Annotated in this window: 21 protein-coding genes and 2 tRNA genes; 10 read left to right on the top strand and 13 right to left on the bottom strand. The window is 65.8% G+C overall.

The genetic code is table 11. The features are described 5' to 3' along the window. Positions 1-632: 632 nt before the first annotated feature. The 3 genes from JF542_RS23285 to soxR form a co-directional block, all read right to left on the bottom strand. The gene (locus JF542_RS23285; protein ID WP_207077597.1) at positions 633-2,216 is read right to left on the bottom strand and encodes a site-specific integrase; all 1,584 of its coding nucleotides are present in this window, start codon (positions 2,214-2,216) and stop codon (positions 633-635) included. Positions 2,217-2,308: 92 nt separating this feature from the next. Then, positions 2,309-2,384 (bottom strand) — tRNA-Val (locus JF542_RS23290). 34 nt (positions 2,385-2,418) lie between these two features. Next, a complete protein-coding gene (gene soxR / locus JF542_RS23295; RefSeq protein ID WP_050768422.1) occupies positions 2,419-2,916 on the bottom strand; it encodes a redox-sensitive transcriptional activator SoxR in 498 nt (165 codons plus the stop codon). 73 nt (positions 2,917-2,989) lie between these two features. On the opposite strand from soxR, the gene JF542_RS23300 reads away from it, so the two are divergent. Then, positions 2,990-3,187, top strand: a complete 198-nt coding sequence (locus JF542_RS23300) for a hypothetical protein (RefSeq protein WP_207077598.1) — start codon at positions 2,990-2,992, stop codon at positions 3,185-3,187. Between the two features lie 182 nt (positions 3,188-3,369). On the opposite strand, the gene JF542_RS23305 is transcribed toward JF542_RS23300, so the two are convergent. Further along, positions 3,370-3,444, bottom strand: a tRNA-Val gene (locus JF542_RS23305). Between the two features lie 109 nt (positions 3,445-3,553). Beyond that, positions 3,554-3,979, bottom strand: a complete 426-nt coding sequence (locus JF542_RS23310) for an HU family DNA-binding protein (RefSeq protein ID WP_207077599.1) — start codon at positions 3,977-3,979, stop codon at positions 3,554-3,556. A 176-nt stretch (positions 3,980-4,155) separates the two neighbouring features. Here JF542_RS23310 and JF542_RS23315 point away from each other — a divergent pair, with 176 nt between their 5' ends. The 8 genes from JF542_RS23315 (at position 4,156) to JF542_RS23350 (ending at position 12,328) form a co-directional block, all read left to right on the top strand. Continuing rightward, complete coding sequence (locus tag JF542_RS23315) at positions 4,156-4,854, top strand: HAD family hydrolase (protein ID WP_207077600.1); 699 nt, start codon at positions 4,156-4,158, stop codon at positions 4,852-4,854. Next, positions 4,847-5,794: a sugar-binding transcriptional regulator gene (locus JF542_RS23320; protein ID WP_207077601.1), complete on the top strand. Its 948-nt coding sequence runs from the start codon at positions 4,847-4,849 to the stop codon at positions 5,792-5,794. Before JF542_RS23315 ends, JF542_RS23320 begins: the two co-directional genes overlap by 8 nt. A 105-nt stretch (positions 5,795-5,899) precedes the next feature. Then, a complete protein-coding gene (locus JF542_RS23325) occupies positions 5,900-7,204 on the top strand; it encodes an ABC transporter substrate-binding protein (RefSeq protein ID WP_040544901.1) in 1,305 nt (434 codons plus the stop codon). A 141-nt stretch (positions 7,205-7,345) separates the two neighbouring features. After that, positions 7,346-8,212 (top strand): carbohydrate ABC transporter permease, encoded by an 867-nt coding sequence (locus JF542_RS23330; protein ID WP_207077602.1) that lies wholly within the window; start codon positions 7,346-7,348, stop codon positions 8,210-8,212. Between the two features lie 13 nt (positions 8,213-8,225). Further along, the gene (locus JF542_RS23335; RefSeq protein ID WP_007801083.1) at positions 8,226-9,056 is read left to right on the top strand and encodes a carbohydrate ABC transporter permease; all 831 of its coding nucleotides are present in this window, start codon (positions 8,226-8,228) and stop codon (positions 9,054-9,056) included. A 19-nt stretch (positions 9,057-9,075) separates the two neighbouring features. Continuing rightward, entirely contained in the window at positions 9,076-10,077 is a 1,002-nt protein-coding gene (locus tag JF542_RS23340) for an ABC transporter ATP-binding protein (RefSeq protein WP_007801085.1), read from the top strand. Next, positions 10,074-10,847 carry an L-iditol 2-dehydrogenase gene (locus tag JF542_RS23345; protein ID WP_207077603.1) on the top strand — a complete coding sequence of 258 codons (774 nt, stop codon included), beginning with the start codon at positions 10,074-10,076 and terminating at the stop codon, positions 10,845-10,847. The genes JF542_RS23340 and JF542_RS23345 overlap by 4 nt, the downstream gene beginning before the upstream one ends. Positions 10,848-10,861: 14 nt before the next feature. Further along, complete coding sequence (locus tag JF542_RS23350; RefSeq protein WP_207077604.1) at positions 10,862-12,328, top strand: mannitol dehydrogenase family protein; 1,467 nt, start codon at positions 10,862-10,864, stop codon at positions 12,326-12,328. Positions 12,329-12,443: 115 nt separating this feature from the next. Here JF542_RS23350 and JF542_RS23355 read toward each other — a convergent pair whose 3' ends face one another. Genes JF542_RS23355 through JF542_RS23390 form a run of 8 tightly spaced genes read right to left on the bottom strand, consistent with a single transcriptional unit; the run spans position 12,444 to position 18,389 of the window. Beyond that, positions 12,444-13,517, bottom strand: coding sequence for a DUF1513 domain-containing protein (locus JF542_RS23355; protein ID WP_207077605.1), 1,074 nt, complete (start codon positions 13,515-13,517; stop codon positions 12,444-12,446). A 3-nt stretch (positions 13,518-13,520) separates the two neighbouring features. Beyond that, complete coding sequence (locus tag JF542_RS23360; protein ID WP_207077606.1) at positions 13,521-14,504, bottom strand: imelysin family protein; 984 nt, start codon at positions 14,502-14,504, stop codon at positions 13,521-13,523. Further along, positions 14,505-16,049, bottom strand: coding sequence for a di-heme oxidoreductase family protein (locus tag JF542_RS23365; protein ID WP_207077607.1), 1,545 nt, complete (start codon positions 16,047-16,049; stop codon positions 14,505-14,507). After that, positions 16,021-16,506 (bottom strand): bacterioferritin, encoded by a 486-nt coding sequence (gene bfr, locus JF542_RS23370; RefSeq protein WP_007801095.1) that lies wholly within the window; start codon positions 16,504-16,506, stop codon positions 16,021-16,023. The genes JF542_RS23365 and bfr overlap by 29 nt, the downstream gene beginning before the upstream one ends. Beyond that, entirely contained in the window at positions 16,472-16,750 is a 279-nt protein-coding gene (locus JF542_RS23375) for a (2Fe-2S)-binding protein (protein WP_007801097.1), read from the bottom strand. The genes bfr and JF542_RS23375 overlap by 35 nt, the downstream gene beginning before the upstream one ends. Positions 16,751-16,764: 14 nt before the next feature. After that, positions 16,765-18,024, bottom strand: a complete 1,260-nt coding sequence (locus JF542_RS23380; protein ID WP_207077608.1) for an imelysin family protein — start codon at positions 18,022-18,024, stop codon at positions 16,765-16,767. A 57-nt stretch (positions 18,025-18,081) separates the two neighbouring features. Continuing rightward, positions 18,082-18,243 (bottom strand): hemin uptake protein HemP, encoded by a 162-nt coding sequence (gene hemP, locus JF542_RS23385; protein WP_007801101.1) that lies wholly within the window; start codon positions 18,241-18,243, stop codon positions 18,082-18,084. Next, positions 18,240-18,389 (bottom strand): hypothetical protein, encoded by a 150-nt coding sequence (locus JF542_RS23390; RefSeq protein WP_007801103.1) that lies wholly within the window; start codon positions 18,387-18,389, stop codon positions 18,240-18,242. Before JF542_RS23390 ends, hemP begins: the two co-directional genes overlap by 4 nt. Before the next feature lie 481 nt (positions 18,390-18,870). Here JF542_RS23390 and JF542_RS23395 point away from each other — a divergent pair, with 481 nt between their 5' ends. Next, complete coding sequence (locus JF542_RS23395) at positions 18,871-19,557, top strand: PRC-barrel domain-containing protein (RefSeq protein ID WP_207077609.1); 687 nt, start codon at positions 18,871-18,873, stop codon at positions 19,555-19,557. Positions 19,558-19,581 lie beyond the last annotated feature (24 nt).

Consider the following 19,581-nt stretch of genomic DNA (forward strand, 5'->3'; position numbering starts at 1 on the left):
AGCTCCATCAGAGCCATTCTGTCGTCGGTCATCGTCATCTCCGTCTCAGGTTTCAGGTGTCGCAACCCGAACCTTCTCCGAAGATCGACGGTGACCGCCAGCGTCGCATGTGGCGACGCCCGCGGATTCCTACACCACGCTATGGGGCACTATCCTATTAGGTGATGAAGTTCTCGGTGCCATAGCTGGAGCGATGCGCTTGCTACGGGCAACGACCGCCTGTGGTCAGCACCTCCAAGCTCAATAGCGTCGCTGCAAGCGAGGCAAGAGCGAGTACCTCCTAGAGATAAACCACGAGGAGGAGGTAGCCATAGCACTCCAAGTGCTCAGCTTTAGCTACCACCTCAGCTAAAGCTATAGCTTCTCCTCATGAGGAGAGGGGCTTGAGGGTGTATCCTTGGATGCCCCCCTTACCCCCCACAAAAGGAGGTAAGAGGAGGTCCAAGGCTACGCTCCTCGTCGTCGGGACTTGAGGTATGCAGCGCCTTCGGAGAGGCCCCCGCAGAAGTTCGGATTCTGCAATGGTGGAACCTAATCCACCCCTTCCGACGTCCGGGACCAGAGAGGTGTTGCTGCGACCGCACAGAAGCACCTGTATTTCTCCGGCGTCGTCAGCAAGAAAGGCAATGAACCTACTCATCCAAAAAGGGCGGTAACTTCCTCATTTCCGCAGCAAGTCCGGGCAGCATAGCGTCGCTCCTGCCATAGCCCTCCGCAGACTTCCCAGTGGACCTGCCAGTAATGTAGGTCTTTGCACTATCCAGCATCCCTGCCCCCAGAGCCAAGTCCTCGAAGAGATGCCGCCAACCGTGGCTAGGAGCCAGCTCCCGCCTTTTGATCTTCAGCTTATTCCTAACCCAGCTAGCGACATTCCCTTGCGAGCGAGGGGGGAAAAGCCGCTGCTTCGGGCGATCTCTGCTGGCTTGAACGAACCCAAGTAGCCCCTCCATCAAGAGATCAGGGTGAACGGGCACGACCCGGATACTGTGCAGGTTTTTGAGGCTCTTCCCGCCCTTTGTGGAAATCCGGTAGAACCACGCCCCCTCGTACTCGAAGAAATCGCCTGCCGTCAGTTGAGCTACCTCCTCAATACGCGCTCCCGAATAAGCGCACATCCACGGCAACCACCTCAGCTCCGGCTTCGTCTCACTTCGCGCTGCCTCAAGAACCGCCCGTGCCTCGCTCATGCGATAGGTCCGGTCTTCGCTCCTGACGCCCTGGCGCTGCGGGACTTCAACAAGGTCCAGCGGATTGCGATCCGGGAACAGCTCTCCGAGAGCATGACGCCTTGCCCACTCCACGACTGTACTCACGTTCTGAAGGCGCTGGGCGATGGTCGAGTTGGACAGCTTTCCGCCCTCCAACATCTTCCTCATCCACTCGTCGGCCTGCCGAGCCGTGACCGTGTCCACTCGCTTGCTCTTGCGATAGCCAGCGAACTCGTCAGCCGCCCGCCGATACTTCCGCTCGGCACTCGAAGACATCGGCTTGGCGTCACGCCCTGCCGCACGACGCTTGACCTCTGTGTCGATCACCTCAACGAAGGTCGTTCCTTTGCCCTCACCAACGGGCTGTGCCTGAGCCTGTGTCTTCGAAGCATAAGCCGGGTACTTGTCCGCCGTCCCGCTCTCCGAGTAGTCGCCGCTGGCCCGTGCTGCGTTCACGCGCGTGACGTCTTCCATGGCGACAGCGACCCGCTGTAGCAGCTTGCTCCTCGACACTGCATCGACGAGAAGGCCGCGCCTTGAGAGCGCCGCGTCTGCCAGTCCTCCGAAGCGGCTTTCAATGTCGGCAGCTCTGGTTGCCGCTGTCGCCACCGCCAATGGATGGCTACGGCCAGCTCTTGCCGCCTCGTCCAGCTCGGCGACACGCCCCCACAGCTCAGGCGATCCCGGCTCATCTTCGAGGATGTCGAGGAAGTCGGCCACGACCTCACCAGCGAGAGCTACGGCCTGTTTGTGGGTCAGACCGGCGGGACCACGTCGAAGAGCCTCCCAGTGGCTCTCAAGCGCCGCCAGAGCCTGCGAGAACCGCCTCTTCGCTTCCTGCCAGTCCTTTGTGTGCAGCGAGGTCTTAGCGTGTGTGGTGAGGTTGACTCGGCGGATGCGGTCACCAATGGGCAGAGACACAGTCGTACCCTTCGCACGGTCCGCGACGTCGCGAGGGACATGGACGCGAATGTAGTAGGTCGATCCGATAATGGCGGGTTTAGGCATTGTGCATCTCATCGTGTACCACCTCTATGTACCAGTCGAGGCGGCGCATGTTCCTGTTTATCAGGTACTTATGCGATTTCAATGCAGTAGCATGGTGGGTGATGAGAGACTCGAACTCCCGACATCTTCGGTGTAAACGAAGCGCTCTACCAACTGAGCTAATCACCCGGTGCGCGCGGTTTAGCCAAGCGCGCGGCGCAGTTCAAGTCGCTTTGCGCAGCCGGCGCTCGCGTGCGATCCAGGTGCGCGGTCCCGGCCCCTCCCGGCCCTTCCTGTCATCGGGGTTATAGAGCGGGCAGGTCTCCATGGACAGGCAGCCACAGCCGATGCAGCCATCGAGATCGTCGCGCAGTGCCTCAAGCCGGGCAATGCGGGCGTCGAGCTCGCGACTCCAGTCCTCGGACACGGCCTGCCACTCCGCCTTGTTCGGCGCCCGGCCCTTCGGCAGCCGCGCCAGCATGGCGCGGATCTCCGCCAGAGGGATGCCCAGCGATTGCGCCACCCGGATCACCGCCACCCGGCGCAGCTCGCGACGGTCGTAGCGGCGGTGATTGGCGGGCGTGCGCCAGCTCTCGATCAGCCCCTCGGATTCGTAGAAATGCAGCGTCGAGACCGCGACGCCGGCGCGGGCAGCCATCTCTCCGACCGAAAGATCGTTGGGGCGCACCGGCGCGCCGCGGCGGGAAGCAGGGAGAGACATGAGCGCTTGACCTCAAGTGAGCTTGAGGAAGCAGGTTGGCCGATATCGACCGAATCTGCAAGGAGACCCGCCCATGTCGACCCCGATCCGCATCATCGGCCTGCGCCCGATCCGTCTGCGCCTGCTTGGCCGCTTGCGGGCATGGCTGCGCGCCCGCCATGCCCGCAAGCGGCTGGCACAGCTGCGCCGCAGCCCGGCCCTGGTCCGCGATATCGGGCTGACAACACACCCCGAGCCACGGGACCCGCCACGGCCGCCTGAACGGTGGTGAGCCACGCGACGCAGCCAGCCAAACCGCGCCACGCTCTCCGGCGCTCCGCCCACTGCGACGCGCTTTGCCTGTCGGGGTTCGAGGACAGCGCCCGGACCGGGCGCGTTGCGCAGGAAAGGCCTTGGGCCAGAACGAAAAAAGGGCGCGCTCGATCCATGAGGAGAGCGCGCCCTTCAGAAGAATGGTGGGTGATAAGAGATTTGAACTCCTGACATCTTCGATGTGAACGAAGCGCTCTACCACTGAGCTAATCACCCGGTAGCGGGTCTAATAAGAGAAGCCGCCGAGAGGTGCAAGAGGGCAATCGCAGGATTTTCCGCGAAATCCTTGCCGCCCGCGCGCTGCCGTTGCGGCAGCCCCCGGGGCTTAGTCTTCAGCGGCTTCGGGGCCCTCGCCGGCACGCCCGGGTCGCTGTGGCGCGTTCTGACGCAGCCGCGCGTTGATCACGCGCTTCTCGCCCCGGGTCTTGATGTTGCTGACCTTGAGTTTGCCGAAGGGCTCCAGCCGCAGCTCTCGGCCCTCGGCCAGCGCCTCGCCGAGAATCGCCAGCGCCGCCTCGACCGATGGCTTTGCCTCGCGCTTCTTGACCCCGCAGCGCGCCACCACCCGGTCGACCAGCTCCTTCTTGTCGAGTTCCCCGGACGCCGCGCCACCGACCGACGCATCGGGTGCTGCGTCGGGATCATCCGGTACGGTCTCGAGGGATGGCGCGACGTCCGCCTCCTCGGCGTCGCACGCCTCGGTCGCGGTGGCCACGGATGCGCTGCGCTGCGCCTTGCTGCTGTATGTCATGGCGATCCAGTTCCGGTTGAGGGCGACCCGCCCAGAAAACTCTCCATATGAGAATATTAACCAATTCAGACGCCACTGAACAGGGCGCGGCGGATGGGGCAGAGGAAAGATGCCGTCGTCGCCCGCTCTGGTGCCGCGAGCGGCGCTCGGCTACACCGAGGCCAAGGGGGAGCCAAATGCCAGAGATCCAACTCGTCATCTTCGATTTCGACGGTGTCGTCGTCGACAGCGAGGTCATCAGCGCCCGGATGCTGGTGGCGGAGCTGGCCGAGTATGGCGTCGGCATCGATCTGCCCTACGTGGCGCAGCACTTCCTCGGGCGCAGCTACCCGGTGGTGCTCGAGCAGATCCGGCGCGAGTTCGCGATCACCCTGCCCCGGGGATTCGAGGCCGATTACCGCGCCCGGCTGGTCGCGGCCTTCCGCGACGGGCTGCGCGTGATGCCAGGGCTGACCGAAACGCTCGAGGCGCTCCGCGTGCCCTATGGCATTGCCACCAGCTCGAGCCCGGCGCGGGTGGCGCAGTCGATGGAGATCGTGGGCCTGACGCGATTTTTCGACGGGCGCATCACCACCGCCGCCGAGGTGACGCATGGCAAGCCGGCCCCAGACCTGCCTCTCAGAGCGGCAGAGAAGGCCGGAATCGCGCCGGAAAACTGCCTGCTGATCGAGGATTCACTGGCCGGGATCCGCGCTGGCCTCGCGGCGGGAATGCAGGTCTGGCAATTCACCGGCGGCAGCCATTTCGAGGGCATGGTGCCGCCTTCGGCACCGGATGCCCTGCCGCATCAAGCATTTGCCAAATTCTCCGAGCTCGCGCATCTTGCCCCGCAGCTTCTGACAGCGGCACAGACGAAGGGACCGGCGCATGAGTGACGACAGCGAGGCATCCGCCGACGACATCGCGGCCCGCGCCGGCTGGCTCTACTACGTCGGCGGCCTGCGGCAGGACCAGATCGCGCAGGAGCTGGGCATCTCGCGCCAGCGCGCCCAGCGCATGGTGGCCCGCGCCATGGCCGAGGGTCTGGTGCGGGTGCGCATCGACCACCCCATCGCCGACTGTCTCGAGCTGGAGCGCGCGCTGCGCCGCAAGTACGGGCTCGACCGGGTGCGCATCGCCCCGGCGGTCGGCTCGGGTCAGGATGCGCCGCGCGCCATTGCCCCCTTCGCCGCCCCCGAGCTCGAACGCGTGTTTCGCGACCCCGAACCCAAGCTCGTGGCGCTCGGCACCGGGCGGATGCTGCGCGCGGTGATCGAGGAAATGCAGGTGGTCCCCGCCAGCCACCACCGGGTGGTCTCGCTGATCGGAAACGTGTCTCCCGACGGTTCGGCCTCGTTCTACGAGGTCATCATGCGCATCGCCGACAAGACCGGCGCGCCGCACTACCCGATGTCAGTGCCGGTGATGGCCCGCGATGCCGAGCATTTCGAGATCTACCGCAGCCTGCCCCACGTCAAAAGCTCGCGCGCGCTCGGGGCGCAGGCCGACCTGACCATCGTGGGAATCGGCCAGATGGCCGAGGACGCGCCGCTCTATGTCGACGGGTTCATCACCGCTGACGAGCTTCACGCGGTGCAGGAGGCCGGCGCGGCGGGCGAGATCTGCGGCCATATCTTCGATTCGAACGGCCACTATATCGACCATCCCGTCAACAACTTCATGGTCGGCTCGCGCGTGCCCGTGAACGACAACCCGGTGATCTGCATCGCCGGTGGTCCCAGCAAGATCAAGGCGTTGCGGGCTGCTCTCAAGGGCCGGCTCATCCAAGGCCTGATCACGGACGAACACACCGCCGCCGCTTTGCTCGGCAGCTGAGCCATGCGTTGCACGCAAATCAGGCTTGACAAGACTCGCGCCCTCATGTGAGCTTTTACTCACTTCTTGAGCAGATGCTCAGTGTGAAGGTTTGGGAGGACCACCATGTCTAATTCGATCCGTGCCCTGATGGGCGCGTGCGCCATTGGTGCGCTTGCAACCGCCGCATCGGCGGAGACGATCACAGTTGCGACCGTGAACAACGGCGACATGATCCGGATGCAGGGGCTGATGGATGAGTTCAACGCCGAGTACCCCGACATCGAAGTCGAGTGGGTGACCCTCGAGGAGAACGTGCTGCGCCAGCGCGTGACCCAGGATGTGGCGGCCAAGGGCGGCCAGTTCGACGTCATGACCATCGGCACCTACGAGGTTCCGATCTGGGGCGCACAGGGCTGGCTGGTGTCGCTGAACGACCTGCCCGCCGAGTGGGACGCGGATGACATCCTGCCCGCGATCCGCGGCGGCCTGACCGTCGACGGCGAGCTCTATGCGGCGCCGTTCTACGGCGAAAGCTCGATGGTGATGTACCGCAAGGACCTGATGGAAGCCGCTGGCATGGAGATGCCCGAGGCGCCGACCTGGGACGACATCGCCGCGGCCGCCGAGGCGATGACCGACAAGGACAACGAGATCTACGGCATCTGCCTGCGCGGCAAGGCGGGCTGGGGCGAGAACATGGCCTTCCTGACCGCCATGTCGAACTCGTTCGGCGCGCGCTGGTTCGACGAGAACTGGACCCCGCAATTCGACAGCGAGGCCTGGGCGAACACCATCAACACCTACATGGACCTGATGACCAACTACGGTCCCCCGGGCGCCTCGACCAACGGCTTCAACGAGAACCTCTCGCTGTTCCAGCAGGGCAAGTGCGGCATGTGGATCGACGCAACCGTGGCGGCCTCCTTCGTGACCAACCCCAACGACTCCTCCGTGGCGGACCAGGTGGGCTTCGCCCTTGCGCCCGACAACGGCCTTGGCAAGCGCGGCAACTGGCTCTGGGCCTGGTCGCTGGGCATCCCCGCCGGCACCGATGCCGAGGATGCGGCCAAGACCTTCGTCGCCTGGGCGACCTCGAAGGAATACACCCAGCTCGTGGCCGAGAAAGAGGGGTGGGCCAACGTGCCCCCGGGCACCCGCACCTCGCTCTACGAAAACGAGGAGTACCAGAAGGTGCCGTTCGCGGAGATGACCCTCAACAGCATCAACGAGGCTGACCCGAACCAGCCCACCGTCGATCCGGTGCCCTATACCGGCGTGCAGTTCGTCGCGATCCCCGAGTTCGCGGGCATCGGCACCCAGGTCGGTCAGGAATTCTCGGCGGCCCTCGCAGGCCAGCAGTCGGTCGAGCAGGCGCTCGAGAACGCGCAGGCGATCACCACCGACGAGATGGAAGCTGCCGGCTACTGATCCTTCCCCAAGGTAGCCCCAGACCGGGAGGCGGTATCCGATTGCCGCCTCCCACTTTCCCCAACCAAGACCGCGTGACCGGCATGTCCTGCCGTGTCCCGCCCCGGCGGACCCGCTGTCCGCGCTCCAAGGAGGTATGCCATGGCGACCCAGCACGCTCGATCTGCCGCCCGATTGATGTTGGCGCCCGCCGTGATCCTGCTGCTCGGCTGGATGCTGGTGCCGCTGACCATGACACTGGTCTTCTCGTTCAAGAAATACCTGCCGCTGCGCGGCGGTGACCTCGGATGGGTCGGCTTCGAGAACTACATCCGCTTCGTCACCTCCTCGGCCTTCTGGCCCAGCATCTGGGCGACGCTGATCATCGTCGGCGGGGTTCTCGTCATCACCATCGCCTTCGGCATCGCGCTGGCGCTGCTGCTCGACCAGCCGATGTGGGGACAGGGCATCGTCCGCATCCTCGTGATCGCGCCGTTCTTCGTCATGCCCACCGTCTCGGCGCTGGTCTGGAAGAACATGTTCATGGACCCGGTGAACGGCCTCTTCGCACATCTGTGGCAGGTCTTCGGCGCCGAGCCGATCCAGTGGCTGAGCCAGGCCTCCCTGCCCTCGATCATCATGATCGTGTCGTGGCAGTGGCTGCCCTTCGCCACGCTGATCCTGCTGACCGCGATCCAGTCGCTCGACAGCGAGCAGATCGAGGCCGCCGAGATGGATGGCGCGCCGTGGCGCTCGCGCTTCATCTACATCATCCTGCCGCACCTGAGCCGGGCGATCACCATCGTGCTGCTGATCCAGACGATCTTCCTGCTGGGCATCTTCGCCGAGATCTTCGTCACCACCCAAGGCAGCTTCGGAACCCGCACCCTCACCTACCTGATCTACCAGCGCGTCCTCGAGAGCCAGAACGTGGGCCTTGGCAGCGCCGGCGGCATCTACGCCGTGATCCTCGCAAACATCATCGCGATCTTCCTGATGCGGATCGTCGGCAAGAACCTGGACGCCTGAGGAGGGACCAGACATGGCACGCGCAGTCACCACCCAACGCAAGGCGCTCAACACCGTCGCCGCATGGACCGTCGGTCTGCTGATCTTCTTCCCGATCCTGTGGACCATCCTGACCAGTTTCAAGACCGAGGCCACCGCCATCGCCGATCCGCCGGTCTTCCTGTTCTTCGACTGGACCACCGAGAACTACGCCGCCGTGATGCAGCGTTCGGATTACGCACAGTTCCTGTGGAACTCGATCTTCATCGCCGGCGGCTCCACCCTGCTTGGCCTGATCGTGGCGATCCCGGCGGCCTGGTCGATGGCCTTCGTGCCCTCGCCGCGCACCAAGGACATCCTGCTGTGGATGCTCAGCACCAAGATGCTGCCGGCGGTGGGCGTGCTCTACCCGATCTACCTGCTGTTCATCCGGCTGGGCCTGCTCGACACCAAGATCGGCCTGACCCTCGTGCTGATGCTGATCAACCTGCCGATCATCGTGTGGATGCTCTACACCTACTTCCGGGAAATCCCCGGCGAGATCCTCGAAGCGGCCCGCATGGACGGCGCCTCGCTGCGGGACGAGATCCTCTATGTCCTGACCCCTATGGCGGTCCCGGGCATCGCCTCGACCCTGCTGCTCAACTTCATCCTCGCCTGGAACGAAGCCTTCTGGACGCTCAACCTCACTGCCGCCAAGGCAGCACCACTCACGGCCTTCATAGCGTCCTACTCCAGCCCCGAGGGCTTGTTCTACGCCAAGCTCTCGGCGGCTTCCACAATGGCCATCGCGCCGATCCTCATCATGGGCTGGTTCAGCCAGAAACAACTCGTCCGCGGCCTGACCTTCGGCGCGGTGAAATAAGAAAACGGGAGGACCTCTCATGGGACGCATCACACTCGACAAGGTGACCAAGAGCTTCGGTGAAGTGAACGTCATCCCGCCGCTCGACCTGACCATCAACGATGGCGAGTTCGTGGTCTTCGTCGGCCCCTCGGGCTGCGGCAAGTCCACCCTGCTGCGGCTGATTGCCGGGCTCGAGGATGTCACCTCCGGCCAGATCCGCATCGACGGCGACGACGCCACGCGGATGCCCCCGGCGCAGCGCCGGCTGGCGATGGTGTTCCAGAGCTACGCGCTCTACCCGCACATGTCGGTGCGCAAGAACATCGCCTTCCCGATGAAGATGGCGGGCATCCCCGAGGACGAGCAGAAGCGCCGCATCGACAGCGCCGCCAAGGCGCTCAACCTCACCGACTATCTCGACCGCCGCCCCGGCCAGCTCTCCGGCGGCCAGCGCCAGCGCGTCGCCATCGGCCGCGCCATCGTGCGCGAGCCCTCGGCCTTCCTGTTCGACGAGCCCCTGTCGAACCTCGACGCGGCTCTGCGGGTGGGCATGCGGCTCGAGATCATGGAGCTGCACAAGCGCCTCGCCACCACGATGATCTACGTCACCCACGACCAGGTCGAGGCGATGACCATGGCCGACAAGATCGTGGTGCTGCGCGCCGGCAATATCGAGCAGGTGGGCAGCCCGCTGGAGCTCTACCGCGAACCGCGAAACGAGTTCGTGGCGGGCTTCATCGGCAGCCCCAAGATGAATATCTTCGGCGGCAACCCGGCCCAGCAGCACGGCGCCGCCAAGATCGGCGTCCGCCCCGAGCACATCTCTGCCTCGACCGAGGCCGGCACCTGGGAGGGCGTGGTCGGCGTGGCCGAACATCTGGGCTCCGACACCTTCCTTCACGTGCACCAGACTGGCCTTGCCGACACCGTCACCGTGCGCGTCGATGGCGAGCTTCCGGTCAAGCATGGCGACCGGATCTTCCTGACGCCGGAAGCGGACAAGATCCACCGTTTCAACGAGCAGGGCCTGCGGGCATGACCCGCCTTGCCGGCAAATGCGCGCTGATCACCGGCGCCGCCCGCGGCATCGGGGCCGCCTTCGCCAAGGCCTACATCGCCGAGGGCGCCAAGGTGGCGATTGCCGACATCAATATCGAGCGCGCCCGCGAGACCGCCGCCGCGCTCGGTGAGGCCGCCATCGCGGTCGAGATGGACGTCATCCGACAGGAGAGCATCGACGCTGCCGTGGCCGAGACCGTGGCGCGGCTCGGCCGGATTGACATCCTGATCAACAACGCGGCTCTGTTCACCGCCGCGCCGATCACCGAGATCACCCGAGAGGACTACATCCGCGTCTTCGACATCAATGTCGGCGGCACGCTTTTCACCCTGCAGGCGGTGGCACGGCACATGATCGCGCAGGGCGTCCAGGGCCGGATCATCAACATGGCCTCGCAGGCCGGGCGCCGCGGTGAGCCGCTGGTGGCGGTCTACTGCGCCACCAAGGCGGCGGTGATCTCGCTCACCCAGAGCGCCGGGCTCAACCTCATCGAGCACGGCATCAACGTCAACGCGATTGCCCCCGGCGTCGTCAATGGCGAGCACTGGGACGGGGTCGACGCCTTCTTCGCCAAGCACGAGGGCAAGGCGCCGGGGCAGAAGAAGCAGGAGGTCGGCGCCGCCGTCCCCTATGGCCGGATGGGCACCGCCGAGGACCTGACCGGCATGGCAATTTTCCTGGCCTCGGACGAGGCCGAGTACATCGTCGCCCAGTGCTACAACGTGGACGGCGGTCAGTGGATGAGCTGACGGAGGCGATCTGAATGAAACTCGACACCGAAACCCTCGGCACGCTCGACCAGCGTGTCGCCTGCCCCGGCTATGACCGCAGCGCGCTCAGCCACGGCATCGTGCATGTGGGCCTGGGCAACTTCCACCGCGCCCATCAGGCGGTCTATCTCGACGATCTCTTCGCCACCGGCCGCGATCACGACTGGGCCATCACCGGTGCCGGGGTGCGCGCCCCAGACGGGCGGATGCGCGAGGCGCTCAAGGCACAGGACTGCCTCTCGACGGTGATCGAGCGCTCGCCCGCCGGCGATCGCCCGCGCATCATCGGCGCGATGATCGATTTCGTCGAGGTCGACCCGGCCAATGCGCCGCTGATCGCCAAGATGACCGATCCGGCCACCCGCATCGTCTCGCTCACCGTGACCGAGGGCGGCTATTACGTCGATCCGACCACCGAGACCTTCGACCCGACCCATCCCGACATCGTCGCCGACGGCGAGGCCCCCGACGCGCCAAAAACCGTGTTCGGCGCCATCGTGGCGGCCCTCAGGGCGCGCCGCGCCGCCGGCCAGCCGCCCTTCACGGTGATGAGCTGCGACAACATCCCCGGCAATGGCGATGTCACCCGCGACGCGGTGACCGGCACCGCCCGCCGCTCGGACCCGGAGCTTGCCGACTGGATCGCCGCCAACGTGGCCTTCCCAAACTCCATGGTCGACCGCATCACCCCCGCCACCGGCGAGGCTGAGCGCGCGCTCGCGGCCTCTTTCGGTCTCGACGATCCGGTTCCGGTGACCTGCGAGCCGTTCCGGCAATGGGTGCTCGAGGACAACTTCCCGCAGGGCCGCCCGGCGCTGGAGGAGGTCGGCGTGACCTTCACCGACAAGGTGCACGAATACGAACGGATGAAGATCCGCATCCTCAATGGCGGTCATGCCATCATCGCCTATGCCGGCGCGCTCCTGGGTTGCGACCTGGTCGACGAGGCCATGGCCCATCCGCTGGTGCACGCCTTCCTGCGCAAGGTCGAGGAGCAGGAAGTGCTGCCGCATGTGCACCCGGTGCCCGACTTCACGCCCGCCGAATATCTCGAGCTGATCGACGAGCGCTTCTCCAACCCTGCGGTGAAGGACACAACGCGGCGACTCTGCCTCGACGGCTCGAACCGGCAGCCAAAGTTCATCGTGCCCTCGATCCTCGACGGGCTGAAATCGGGCGCCTCCGTCAGCGGGCTGGCGCTCGAGTCCGCGCTCTGGTGCCGCTACTGTGCCGGGCATTTCGAGGATGGCAGCGAGATCGCCCCGAACGATCCCGACTGGGACCGTCTGGTCGCGCTCTCGGCCGAGGCCAAGACCCGCCCGGCAGCCTGGCTCGAGCAACGCACGGTTTACGGCGATCTCGCGACGAACCCGCACTTCGCCGCGCTGTTCAGCGGCTGGCTCGACCGCCTTTGGGCCGACGGCGTGCAGAAGACCCTCGAAGCCTACCTCGCGGACTGACGGCGCCCGCGCCAAGGCCCGCCTCTTCTCTGGTTCAAAAATACCTCGGGGTGAATTGCCCCGGACAAAGTCCGGGGCAAGAGGGGCAGCGCCCCTGCCCCGTTTGCCCGCCAAGCTAGACAGCGATCGGCACCAGGTGGTTGTCCCAGGCCGCCTCTGCCCGCGCCAATGGGCGCGCGCCCTCCGGGCCGACCAGCAGCACGCCGCCCAGCCCGTCGCTCGCCATGTAGCCGCCAGCGTGTGAGGCGATGCCGCAGACATCGGCGCGCGACACCGCGCCGAGAAAGCGCCCGCTGTCCGAAAACCGGTGGATCCGGCCGCCGCGCGGCGAGGTGATGGCGATCTCCGAGCCATCGCCCGAGAACGCCACCGACCCGGCATAGCCGTCCATCGCCAGCTCGTCCCCGAGCGGCGCTTCGCAGATCACCAGCTCTTCGCCGCGCCGATGCAACGCCAGCAGCGGCGGCGCCATGCCCAGCTCGCCTTCCCACTGCATCGCAAAGCCCACGAGGCCGTCGTCGCGCAGCGCCAGATGGCGGATCGAGTTCTGGTGGAACTCCGGCAGATCGCGGCTTTCCAGCAATGTCCCGTCGAGCGCGGTGTAGACAAGGCTCGGGCGCATGGTGTCGGTGTTGAGCTTGGCGCGGTCCCACTTGTCGGTCTGGATGCCACCATTGGCGATCACCAGCGTCTGATGATCCGGCATCACCCGCAGGTCATGCGGGCCGACGCCGTGGCTGGCGAATTCGCCGATGCGCGCGTAACCCGCAGCCGCGTCCCAGATGCCGATATGGCCGGCGCTGTCCTCCACCGCCTGCTCGACGGTGTAAAGCAGGCTGCCATCGGGCGAGAAGGTGCCGTGGCCATTGAACTGCCGGTCGGCGGGCGGTGCCAGACGGTGCAGCACCTCGCCATCGCGGCAATCGACCACCAGCGCATAGGTGCCGGGCCGGCGCGCGAAGCCCACCGCCTCGGCGCGCTTGGGATGGGCGCTGGCGGCGTGACCACGGGCCGGCAATGGCACGCTGAAGGCGGTCGAGCCGTCCTCGCGCAGCCCGGCCAGCATGTAGCTGCCATCGGCCAGCTTGGCGGCGGCGAGGTAGGTCGGATCGCCCACCGCCGCCCAGCCCACCGCGGGCGTGGCCGAAGCGGCAAGCAGGCTGGCGAGAAACGTGCGGCGGGTGGTCATGGGTCAGTCTCCGTCTTGCGAGTTGAAGCCCGGCGTCAGCCCGAGCGGCACGCCGATCTCCTGCTCGATGGCGTCGTGCAGGGCCCGCACGTGCTGCTGCACGATTTCCAGCCGCAGCCGCGCCGAGGGATCGTCGATGTCCTGCAGCGCAGGATCCTCGACGCGGTCTGCCACGTCGTGCAGCCGCGCCAGCGCATCCTCGGTGAGCGGCAACTCCCAATCGGCCAGCGTATGCGCGAAGGCACTTGCCGCGTCGGCATAGAGCCGGACGTTGCGCAGCGCGCGCTCCGAGCGCCACGCCTCGGCCCGGGTCGGGCGCGGACGCTCGAAGGTCCCGAGCGGACGGCCAAGCCGGCTGTCGGCGGTGAACTCGAGGCTCGAGAGCACCTGCGTGTAAAGCGCCGTCAGCGCCTCGTCTTCGCTGAGATAGGTGGCGTTGTCCTCCTCGCCGGCGCTGCGCAGCACCTCGGCATAGCCCTCGCGCCAGCCGGCCTCGAGCGCCTGCGCCTGGTTGGCGAGATCGGCGCTGATGGTCTGCACAAGCGCACAGGCGTAGCTGTCCGCTTCGTAGCCGGCGAACTGGTCGTCATAGAGCATCCGCTCAAGCGCGAAGAGCCCGCGCGCGGCGATCGAAACTTCGGCAAAATCGGTCGGATCTGTGCCAACCTCTTCTTGCGAAGAAATAAGCCGCGACAAGGTCTTGGGCGTGAAACCTCGCGTATCGGGCCAGAAGGCCACCGACAGCGCTCCGGTCTCGGACGGGCCCATGCGCACGTCGCCGATCTCGGTCCAGGCGTCGAAGGCGGCGTTCCACGGATCGCGCAGCGCCGCGGGCGTGCAATCGGCCTCGGCCGTCACCGCCAGCACCTCCGCCGCCTCGGCAAAGCCCGCGTAGCCGGGCAGGATATGGTCGCTCAGCGCCTCCTCGACCCCGGCCACGGCTTGGGTGGCGGAGAAAACGGCGCAGCACAGCAGGGAATAACGCATTCAGAGACTTTCCAGATAGCGGATCAGGTCGGCGCGGGCGGCGGGCGCCAGCGAGACGACCGCGTCGCGGGCGGCCTGGGCCTCGCCCCCGTGCCAGAGGATGGCCTCGAGAAGCGACCGGGCGCGCCCGTCATGCAGAAAGGTGGTATGCCCCGAGATCCGCTCGGTCAAGCCGATGCCCCAGAGCGGTGGCGTCTTCCACTCGCGCCCCGTGGCGCGGCCCTCGGGGCGGTGATCGGCAAGCCCCTCGCCCATGTCGTGCAGCAGCAGGTCGGTGTGGGGCCAGATCAACTGGAAGCTGTGCTCGGGCCGATCCTCGAGCCGGGCGGTGACGAATTTCGGCCTGTGGCAACTGGCGCAGCCGCTGTCGTGGAACACCTGCTTGCCAGACAGCACCTGCGGATCGTCGATATCGCGCCGCGCCGGCACGCCGAGATTGGCGGTGTAGTAGACCACCGTGTCGAAGGCCTCGGCCGAGATCTCAAACCCGTCCATGTCGCCGCCATGCGGGGCACGGCGACAGGCGCGCTGCGCTTCGGTGCAATCGCCCCAGAGCTCGGGGCGCAGCGGCGTGGCGATGCCGATATCGCCGGCAAAGGCCGAGGCGCTCTGCTCGCGCACCGTGGGCTCGCCGCCCTTCCAGCCGAACCGACCCAGCATCGCGCGGTTATGTTCGCGCGACCAGACGATCGCCGGTCGGCCCGAGATGCCGTCGCCGTCGGCGTCCTCGGGATCGGCATTGGCGAGGATGTCCGCGACCGGGATCGCCTCGAGCAGGCCGAGCCCGATCATTTGCGGCGCCACCCGCGGGCTCAGCATCGCACCCTCGCCCAGAGGGCCATAACCCAGATCCGCCGCCCTGTAGGTGGGCTTGCGCAGCGACGCGGTCTCACCGCCCGCGAGCGGCACCTCGATTTCCTCGTAGCTCACATCGAGCCGGTATTCCGCCGGATGCCCGACGGTCGCGATGTCCTGCAACTGCTCGCCATAGACCGGGTCCGGCGCGGTGGCGATCCAGTCGGCGATGGCGGGCATCTCGTGCCCGGGATCGGCGGGCACCGAGACGCGCAGGAACATCGACACGGCGGTGTCGTCGGACCCCTCCGGCGCATGGCCGCGCCCGTCACGCACGTGGCAGGCCTCGCAGCTGCGGGCGTTGTAGAGCGGCCCCAGCCCGTCGGAGGCCAGCGTCGAGGACGGCGACGAGGTCCAGAGCTTCTGGAACAGCGCATCGCCAAGTGTGAACTCCATCAGCCGCGCCTCTGGCAGGTTCGTCGCCGGCTGCGCAAAGCCGCGATCGTCGCGGCGCACCGGCACCGTGCCCGCGCCCGCAGGCAGCGCCTCGTAAGGCTCTGAAGTGGTGAAATCACGCGGCAGCGCGGTCGCATCGGCGATGCGGGCGCGCTCGTCATCAGAGCGGGGAATGAGGGAGAGATGGGGATCGCCAAGACCATGCAGCGGCGTCTCGGCGGAAAGGGAAGCGCCGCCCCAGACCAGGGCGGCGCAGAGGGCGAGCTTACTCGGCCTCGTCCATTGGCATCGCATTGATGACCGCATAGCGTTCGTCACCGACCCGTTCATAAAGTTCAAGTTGTGTTTCAAGGAAGTCGATATGGCCTTCCTCGTCGGCGATCAACTCCTCGAAGAGGTTCTTGCTGACATAGTCGCCGACCTTCTCGCAGTGCTCGCGCGCCTCGATATAGAGCGTGCGGGCCTCGTGCTCGGCGGCGAGATCCGCCTCGAGCGTCTCTTTCGGGTCCTGCCCGATGCGAAGCGGATCGAGCTTCTGCAGGTTCGGGTGACCGCCGAGAAAGATGATCCGGGTGATCAGCTTGTCCGCGTGGTGCATCTCTTCGATGCTTTCCTCGCGGCTCTTCTTGGCCATGTGGCCAAGGCCCCAGTCCTCCTGAAGACGGTAATGCAGCCAGTATTGGCTGACGGCGGTAAGCTCGGAGCGGAGTGCCTTGTTAAGGTACTCGATGACCTTTTCGTCGCCCTTCATTGCGCTTTTCCTTTGTTTGTCCGCGGCTTCTCAGCCCACGAAGTTCCATGGGTACTTCGAGATTGTCGTTTGCGCGCATGGTTTGCAAGAAAAGCGGCATGCAGCCTCCGCAATCGGCCGCTTTTCCGAGGGCATGATAAATCTTGCCGGGGGTGATGATCGTCCGCGCGTCGGCGGCGCGCATCCAGTCGATGGCGGCATGGATGTCGCGATCCGAGATACCCTGACAGCTGCAGACGATCATCGTGAGGGGTCCTGTTACTGGAAGACGGCGTTGGGGTCGTCGAGGCTGTCCGAGCCCTCGAAGGCGACGTCCGACAGATCCAGCGTCGAGACCACGCGCTCGATGCTGCGGGTCTGGTCGATGAGACCGTTGACGCCGCCCATGATCAGCTCTTCGCCCTTCTCGTCACCAAGCGCGAGCATCTGGTCATAGGCAAAGCCGCCCTCGGCCGCCTCCTTGATGGCGCCGAGCGCCGCCATTGTGGTGTCGAGCTTCGTCTTCATCTCCTCGTCGAGCGCGGCATCGGTCTCGGCCACGAGATCCGACAGCGACGCCCCCTCGACGGTCGAGCCGTCGACACGGGTGTAGGAGCCCAGATAGACGTTCTGGATGCCCTTGCCGTCGTAGTAATGCGAATTGTGGGTGTTGTCCGAAAAGCAGTCATGCTCTTCCTCGGGGTCGTTGAGCATCAGGCCAAGGCGCATCCGCTCACCGGCCTGCTCGCCGTAGGAGAGAGAGCCCATGCCAGTCAGCATCGCCACGATGCCCGCATTCTCATCTTCCATGACCGTCTCGCGGGCCTCGCCGCCTTCGCCCCAGGCTGCGACCATTTCCTCGAGATCCGAGACCAGCAGATCGGTGGCCGCCTTGAGGTAATCGGCGCGGCGGTCGCAATTGCCGCCGGTGCACTCTTCGCCGGTCACGTAGTCCGTATAGGGGCGCTCGCCGGCCCCGGGCTCGGTGCCATTGAGGTCCTGCCCCCAGAGCAGGAACTCGATGGCGTGATAGCCGCGCGCCACGTTGGTCTCGATGCCGTCGGCCTCGTTCAGCGTGTCGGCGATGAGCGTGGGCGTGATCTCGGAGGCGTCGACCTCCTGCCCCGCCAGTGTCACGCTCGGGTTGGCGATGATGTTGAGCGCGGCGTACTCGTTTTCGTCGGTCGCGCCGCCATAGGAGTCATCGACATAGTCGATCAGGCCCTCATCGAGCGGCCACGCGTTCACCTTGCCTTCCCACTCGTCGACGATGGCGTTCCCGAAACGGTAGACCTCGGTCTGCTGGTAGGGGTTGCGCGATGCGAGCCACGCCTCGCGGGCGGCGGTCAGCGTCTCTTCCGACGGCTCGGCGATCAGCGCGTCGACGGCCTCTTGCAGAGCCTGCGCGGTGATCAGGCTGTCCTCGTAGCCGGCATGGGCGATGTCCGCATAGGTGTCGAGCACGGCGGATTTCTCGGTCGCGGCAAAGGCCGGCGCGGCGAGCAGCAGGGCAAGCGCGGTGGAGGTGGTGAACTTCATGGTCTGTCCTCGTTGGCGTGTCGTTTTTGAGACGGTTTCTTGTTGGCTTACGATGGCTTACTTGGTCAGGATCAGCTTGCCGGCCTTGGTGATCCGCAGCGTGTAGACCTGCCCGTCAAGCTCGATCTCGGCGATGTTGCCACCTGCGGTAAGGGCCCGGGCCACGTGACGCGGCAGGGCGGGCACGGCGGACTCGGCGTTGAACTTCGTTTCCATCATCTGGCGATCTCCCTCGTTTCGATCCGGTCGAGCAGCGACTCGAGGCTTGCTTCCGCAGGCCAGAGCCCCCCTATCACCAGGGAAATCAGATCCTTGCTGTCTTGGCGCGGGGCGGCTGCCTCCGCGCGGGTTCGGGTCTCGGACATTCTCAGCCTCCGTATGTCGCTTTGCTATCGGGCTGCCCCGACACAGAGGCAGGGTGGCTGGATGTGATCTTTTCTGAGCAAAAGAATCGGATAAGTCAATCCGACAATTTAAGTCGGCTTTCCGAAGGCACAATTTTTTCTCGGTCCGGCGGGAGGTTGGACACCGAGAAGGCGCTCTGCGGCAGGCATGGCGGTGCACATGGAAAGGGCGGAGCGCCGGTTTTCCGGCTGCTCCGCCCTGCAAGATGGACCGGTCCGCTGATTAGCGCGTGTCCCTGTCGCGATCCCGCTCGCTTGTGAGCGCGTAGATCAATACCGCTATCACCGTGAGACCGGCCAACCCCGCGACAAAGATATCGGCGGTCATGGCTATCTCCATTCGATGTTCAGGTCATCAACCCGTTACGCGAGGAGTCGGTTCCGGAACTATTCCAGCGTGTCACGGGTTGTTTAGGCAAATTGTAGCCGATGCGGAGGCACCATGCTCTACAGTCTGACCGACCTGCTCTCCTGGCCCGTGCAGACCGGTGACCAGACCGGGACCCTGAGCGACGTTCTGTTCGATCCTGCGACCCGCCACCTCACTCACCTTGCGCTGCACACGCGGGCGGACAAGGATGGTTCGGTTCTCGCCGCGGCGTCACGGCTCGAAATGCCCGACCCGGAGAACCGCAGGCTGACGGTGGCGATCAGCGACGAAGAGCTCGCGCGGGCGCCGCATTGGCACGGCGATGCGCGGGACCTCGACGCCCTCCTCACCGCCATGCCGCCGCTGGTGATCGGGCCGTTCGGCGCGACCCATGCGCCGCTCGCACTTGGCGGTTTCCTCGGCACCCGCGCCGACGGCACCGAGACCGATCCCCGCGCCGAGGCCGTGATCGACCGCCACCAGCGCTTCAGCCGCTGGTGCGACCGGGCGGTGTTCACTCGCGACGCCGAGATCGGCACGCTGCGAGACATGCTTTACGATCCGGAGGCGAACCGCATCGACTATCTCGTGGTCGATGACGGCAAGTTCTTCGGAGGAAAGAAGTACGCGCTGCCCTTCTCGGCGCTGGCGCACCGGGCTCCGGGGGCGAAGGGAGGGCATCTTGTGCTCGATCTCGCCGAGCACGACCTTGTCGCTGCGCCCTCGCCCGAGGATCTGCTGGAGCCGGCGCGCGCCTGACGCGCGCCGTAGACCGCTTGCGCG

This window comes from Salipiger bermudensis, assembly GCF_017309175.1.
Classification (GTDB): Bacteria; Pseudomonadota; Alphaproteobacteria; order Rhodobacterales; family Rhodobacteraceae; genus Salipiger; species Salipiger bermudensis.

Excerpts from the sequence above, each read along its gene's own strand:
- JF542_RS23285 (WP_207077597.1), bottom strand. The coding sequence starts at position 2,216 with ATGCCTAAACCCGCCATTATCGGATCGACCTACTACATTCGCGTCCAT.
- soxR (WP_050768422.1), bottom strand. The coding sequence starts at position 2,916 with ATGTCTCTCCCTGCTTCCCGCCGCGGCGCGCCGGTGCGCCCCAACGAT.
- JF542_RS23300 (WP_207077598.1), top strand. The coding sequence starts at position 2,990 with ATGTCGACCCCGATCCGCATCATCGGCCTGCGCCCGATCCGTCTGCGC.
- JF542_RS23310 (WP_207077599.1), bottom strand. The coding sequence starts at position 3,979 with ATGACATACAGCAGCAAGGCGCAGCGCAGCGCATCCGTGGCCACCGCG.
- JF542_RS23315 (WP_207077600.1), top strand. The coding sequence starts at position 4,156 with ATGCCAGAGATCCAACTCGTCATCTTCGATTTCGACGGTGTCGTCGTC.
- JF542_RS23320 (WP_207077601.1), top strand. The coding sequence starts at position 4,847 with ATGAGTGACGACAGCGAGGCATCCGCCGACGACATCGCGGCCCGCGCC.
- JF542_RS23325 (WP_040544901.1), top strand. The coding sequence starts at position 5,900 with ATGTCTAATTCGATCCGTGCCCTGATGGGCGCGTGCGCCATTGGTGCG.
- JF542_RS23330 (WP_207077602.1), top strand. The coding sequence starts at position 7,346 with ATGGCGACCCAGCACGCTCGATCTGCCGCCCGATTGATGTTGGCGCCC.
- JF542_RS23335 (WP_007801083.1), top strand. The coding sequence starts at position 8,226 with ATGGCACGCGCAGTCACCACCCAACGCAAGGCGCTCAACACCGTCGCC.
- JF542_RS23340 (WP_007801085.1), top strand. The coding sequence starts at position 9,076 with ATGGGACGCATCACACTCGACAAGGTGACCAAGAGCTTCGGTGAAGTG.
- JF542_RS23345 (WP_207077603.1), top strand. The coding sequence starts at position 10,074 with ATGACCCGCCTTGCCGGCAAATGCGCGCTGATCACCGGCGCCGCCCGC.
- JF542_RS23350 (WP_207077604.1), top strand. The coding sequence starts at position 10,862 with ATGAAACTCGACACCGAAACCCTCGGCACGCTCGACCAGCGTGTCGCC.
- JF542_RS23355 (WP_207077605.1), bottom strand. The coding sequence starts at position 13,517 with ATGACCACCCGCCGCACGTTTCTCGCCAGCCTGCTTGCCGCTTCGGCC.
- JF542_RS23360 (WP_207077606.1), bottom strand. The coding sequence starts at position 14,504 with ATGCGTTATTCCCTGCTGTGCTGCGCCGTTTTCTCCGCCACCCAAGCC.
- JF542_RS23365 (WP_207077607.1), bottom strand. The coding sequence starts at position 16,049 with ATGCGATGCCAATGGACGAGGCCGAGTAAGCTCGCCCTCTGCGCCGCC.
- bfr (WP_007801095.1), bottom strand. The coding sequence starts at position 16,506 with ATGAAGGGCGACGAAAAGGTCATCGAGTACCTTAACAAGGCACTCCGC.
- JF542_RS23375 (WP_007801097.1), bottom strand. The coding sequence starts at position 16,750 with ATGATCGTCTGCAGCTGTCAGGGTATCTCGGATCGCGACATCCATGCC.
- JF542_RS23380 (WP_207077608.1), bottom strand. The coding sequence starts at position 18,024 with ATGAAGTTCACCACCTCCACCGCGCTTGCCCTGCTGCTCGCCGCGCCG.
- hemP (WP_007801101.1), bottom strand. The coding sequence starts at position 18,243 with ATGATGGAAACGAAGTTCAACGCCGAGTCCGCCGTGCCCGCCCTGCCG.
- JF542_RS23390 (WP_007801103.1), bottom strand. The coding sequence starts at position 18,389 with ATGTCCGAGACCCGAACCCGCGCGGAGGCAGCCGCCCCGCGCCAAGAC.
- JF542_RS23395 (WP_207077609.1), top strand. The coding sequence starts at position 18,871 with ATGCTCTACAGTCTGACCGACCTGCTCTCCTGGCCCGTGCAGACCGGT.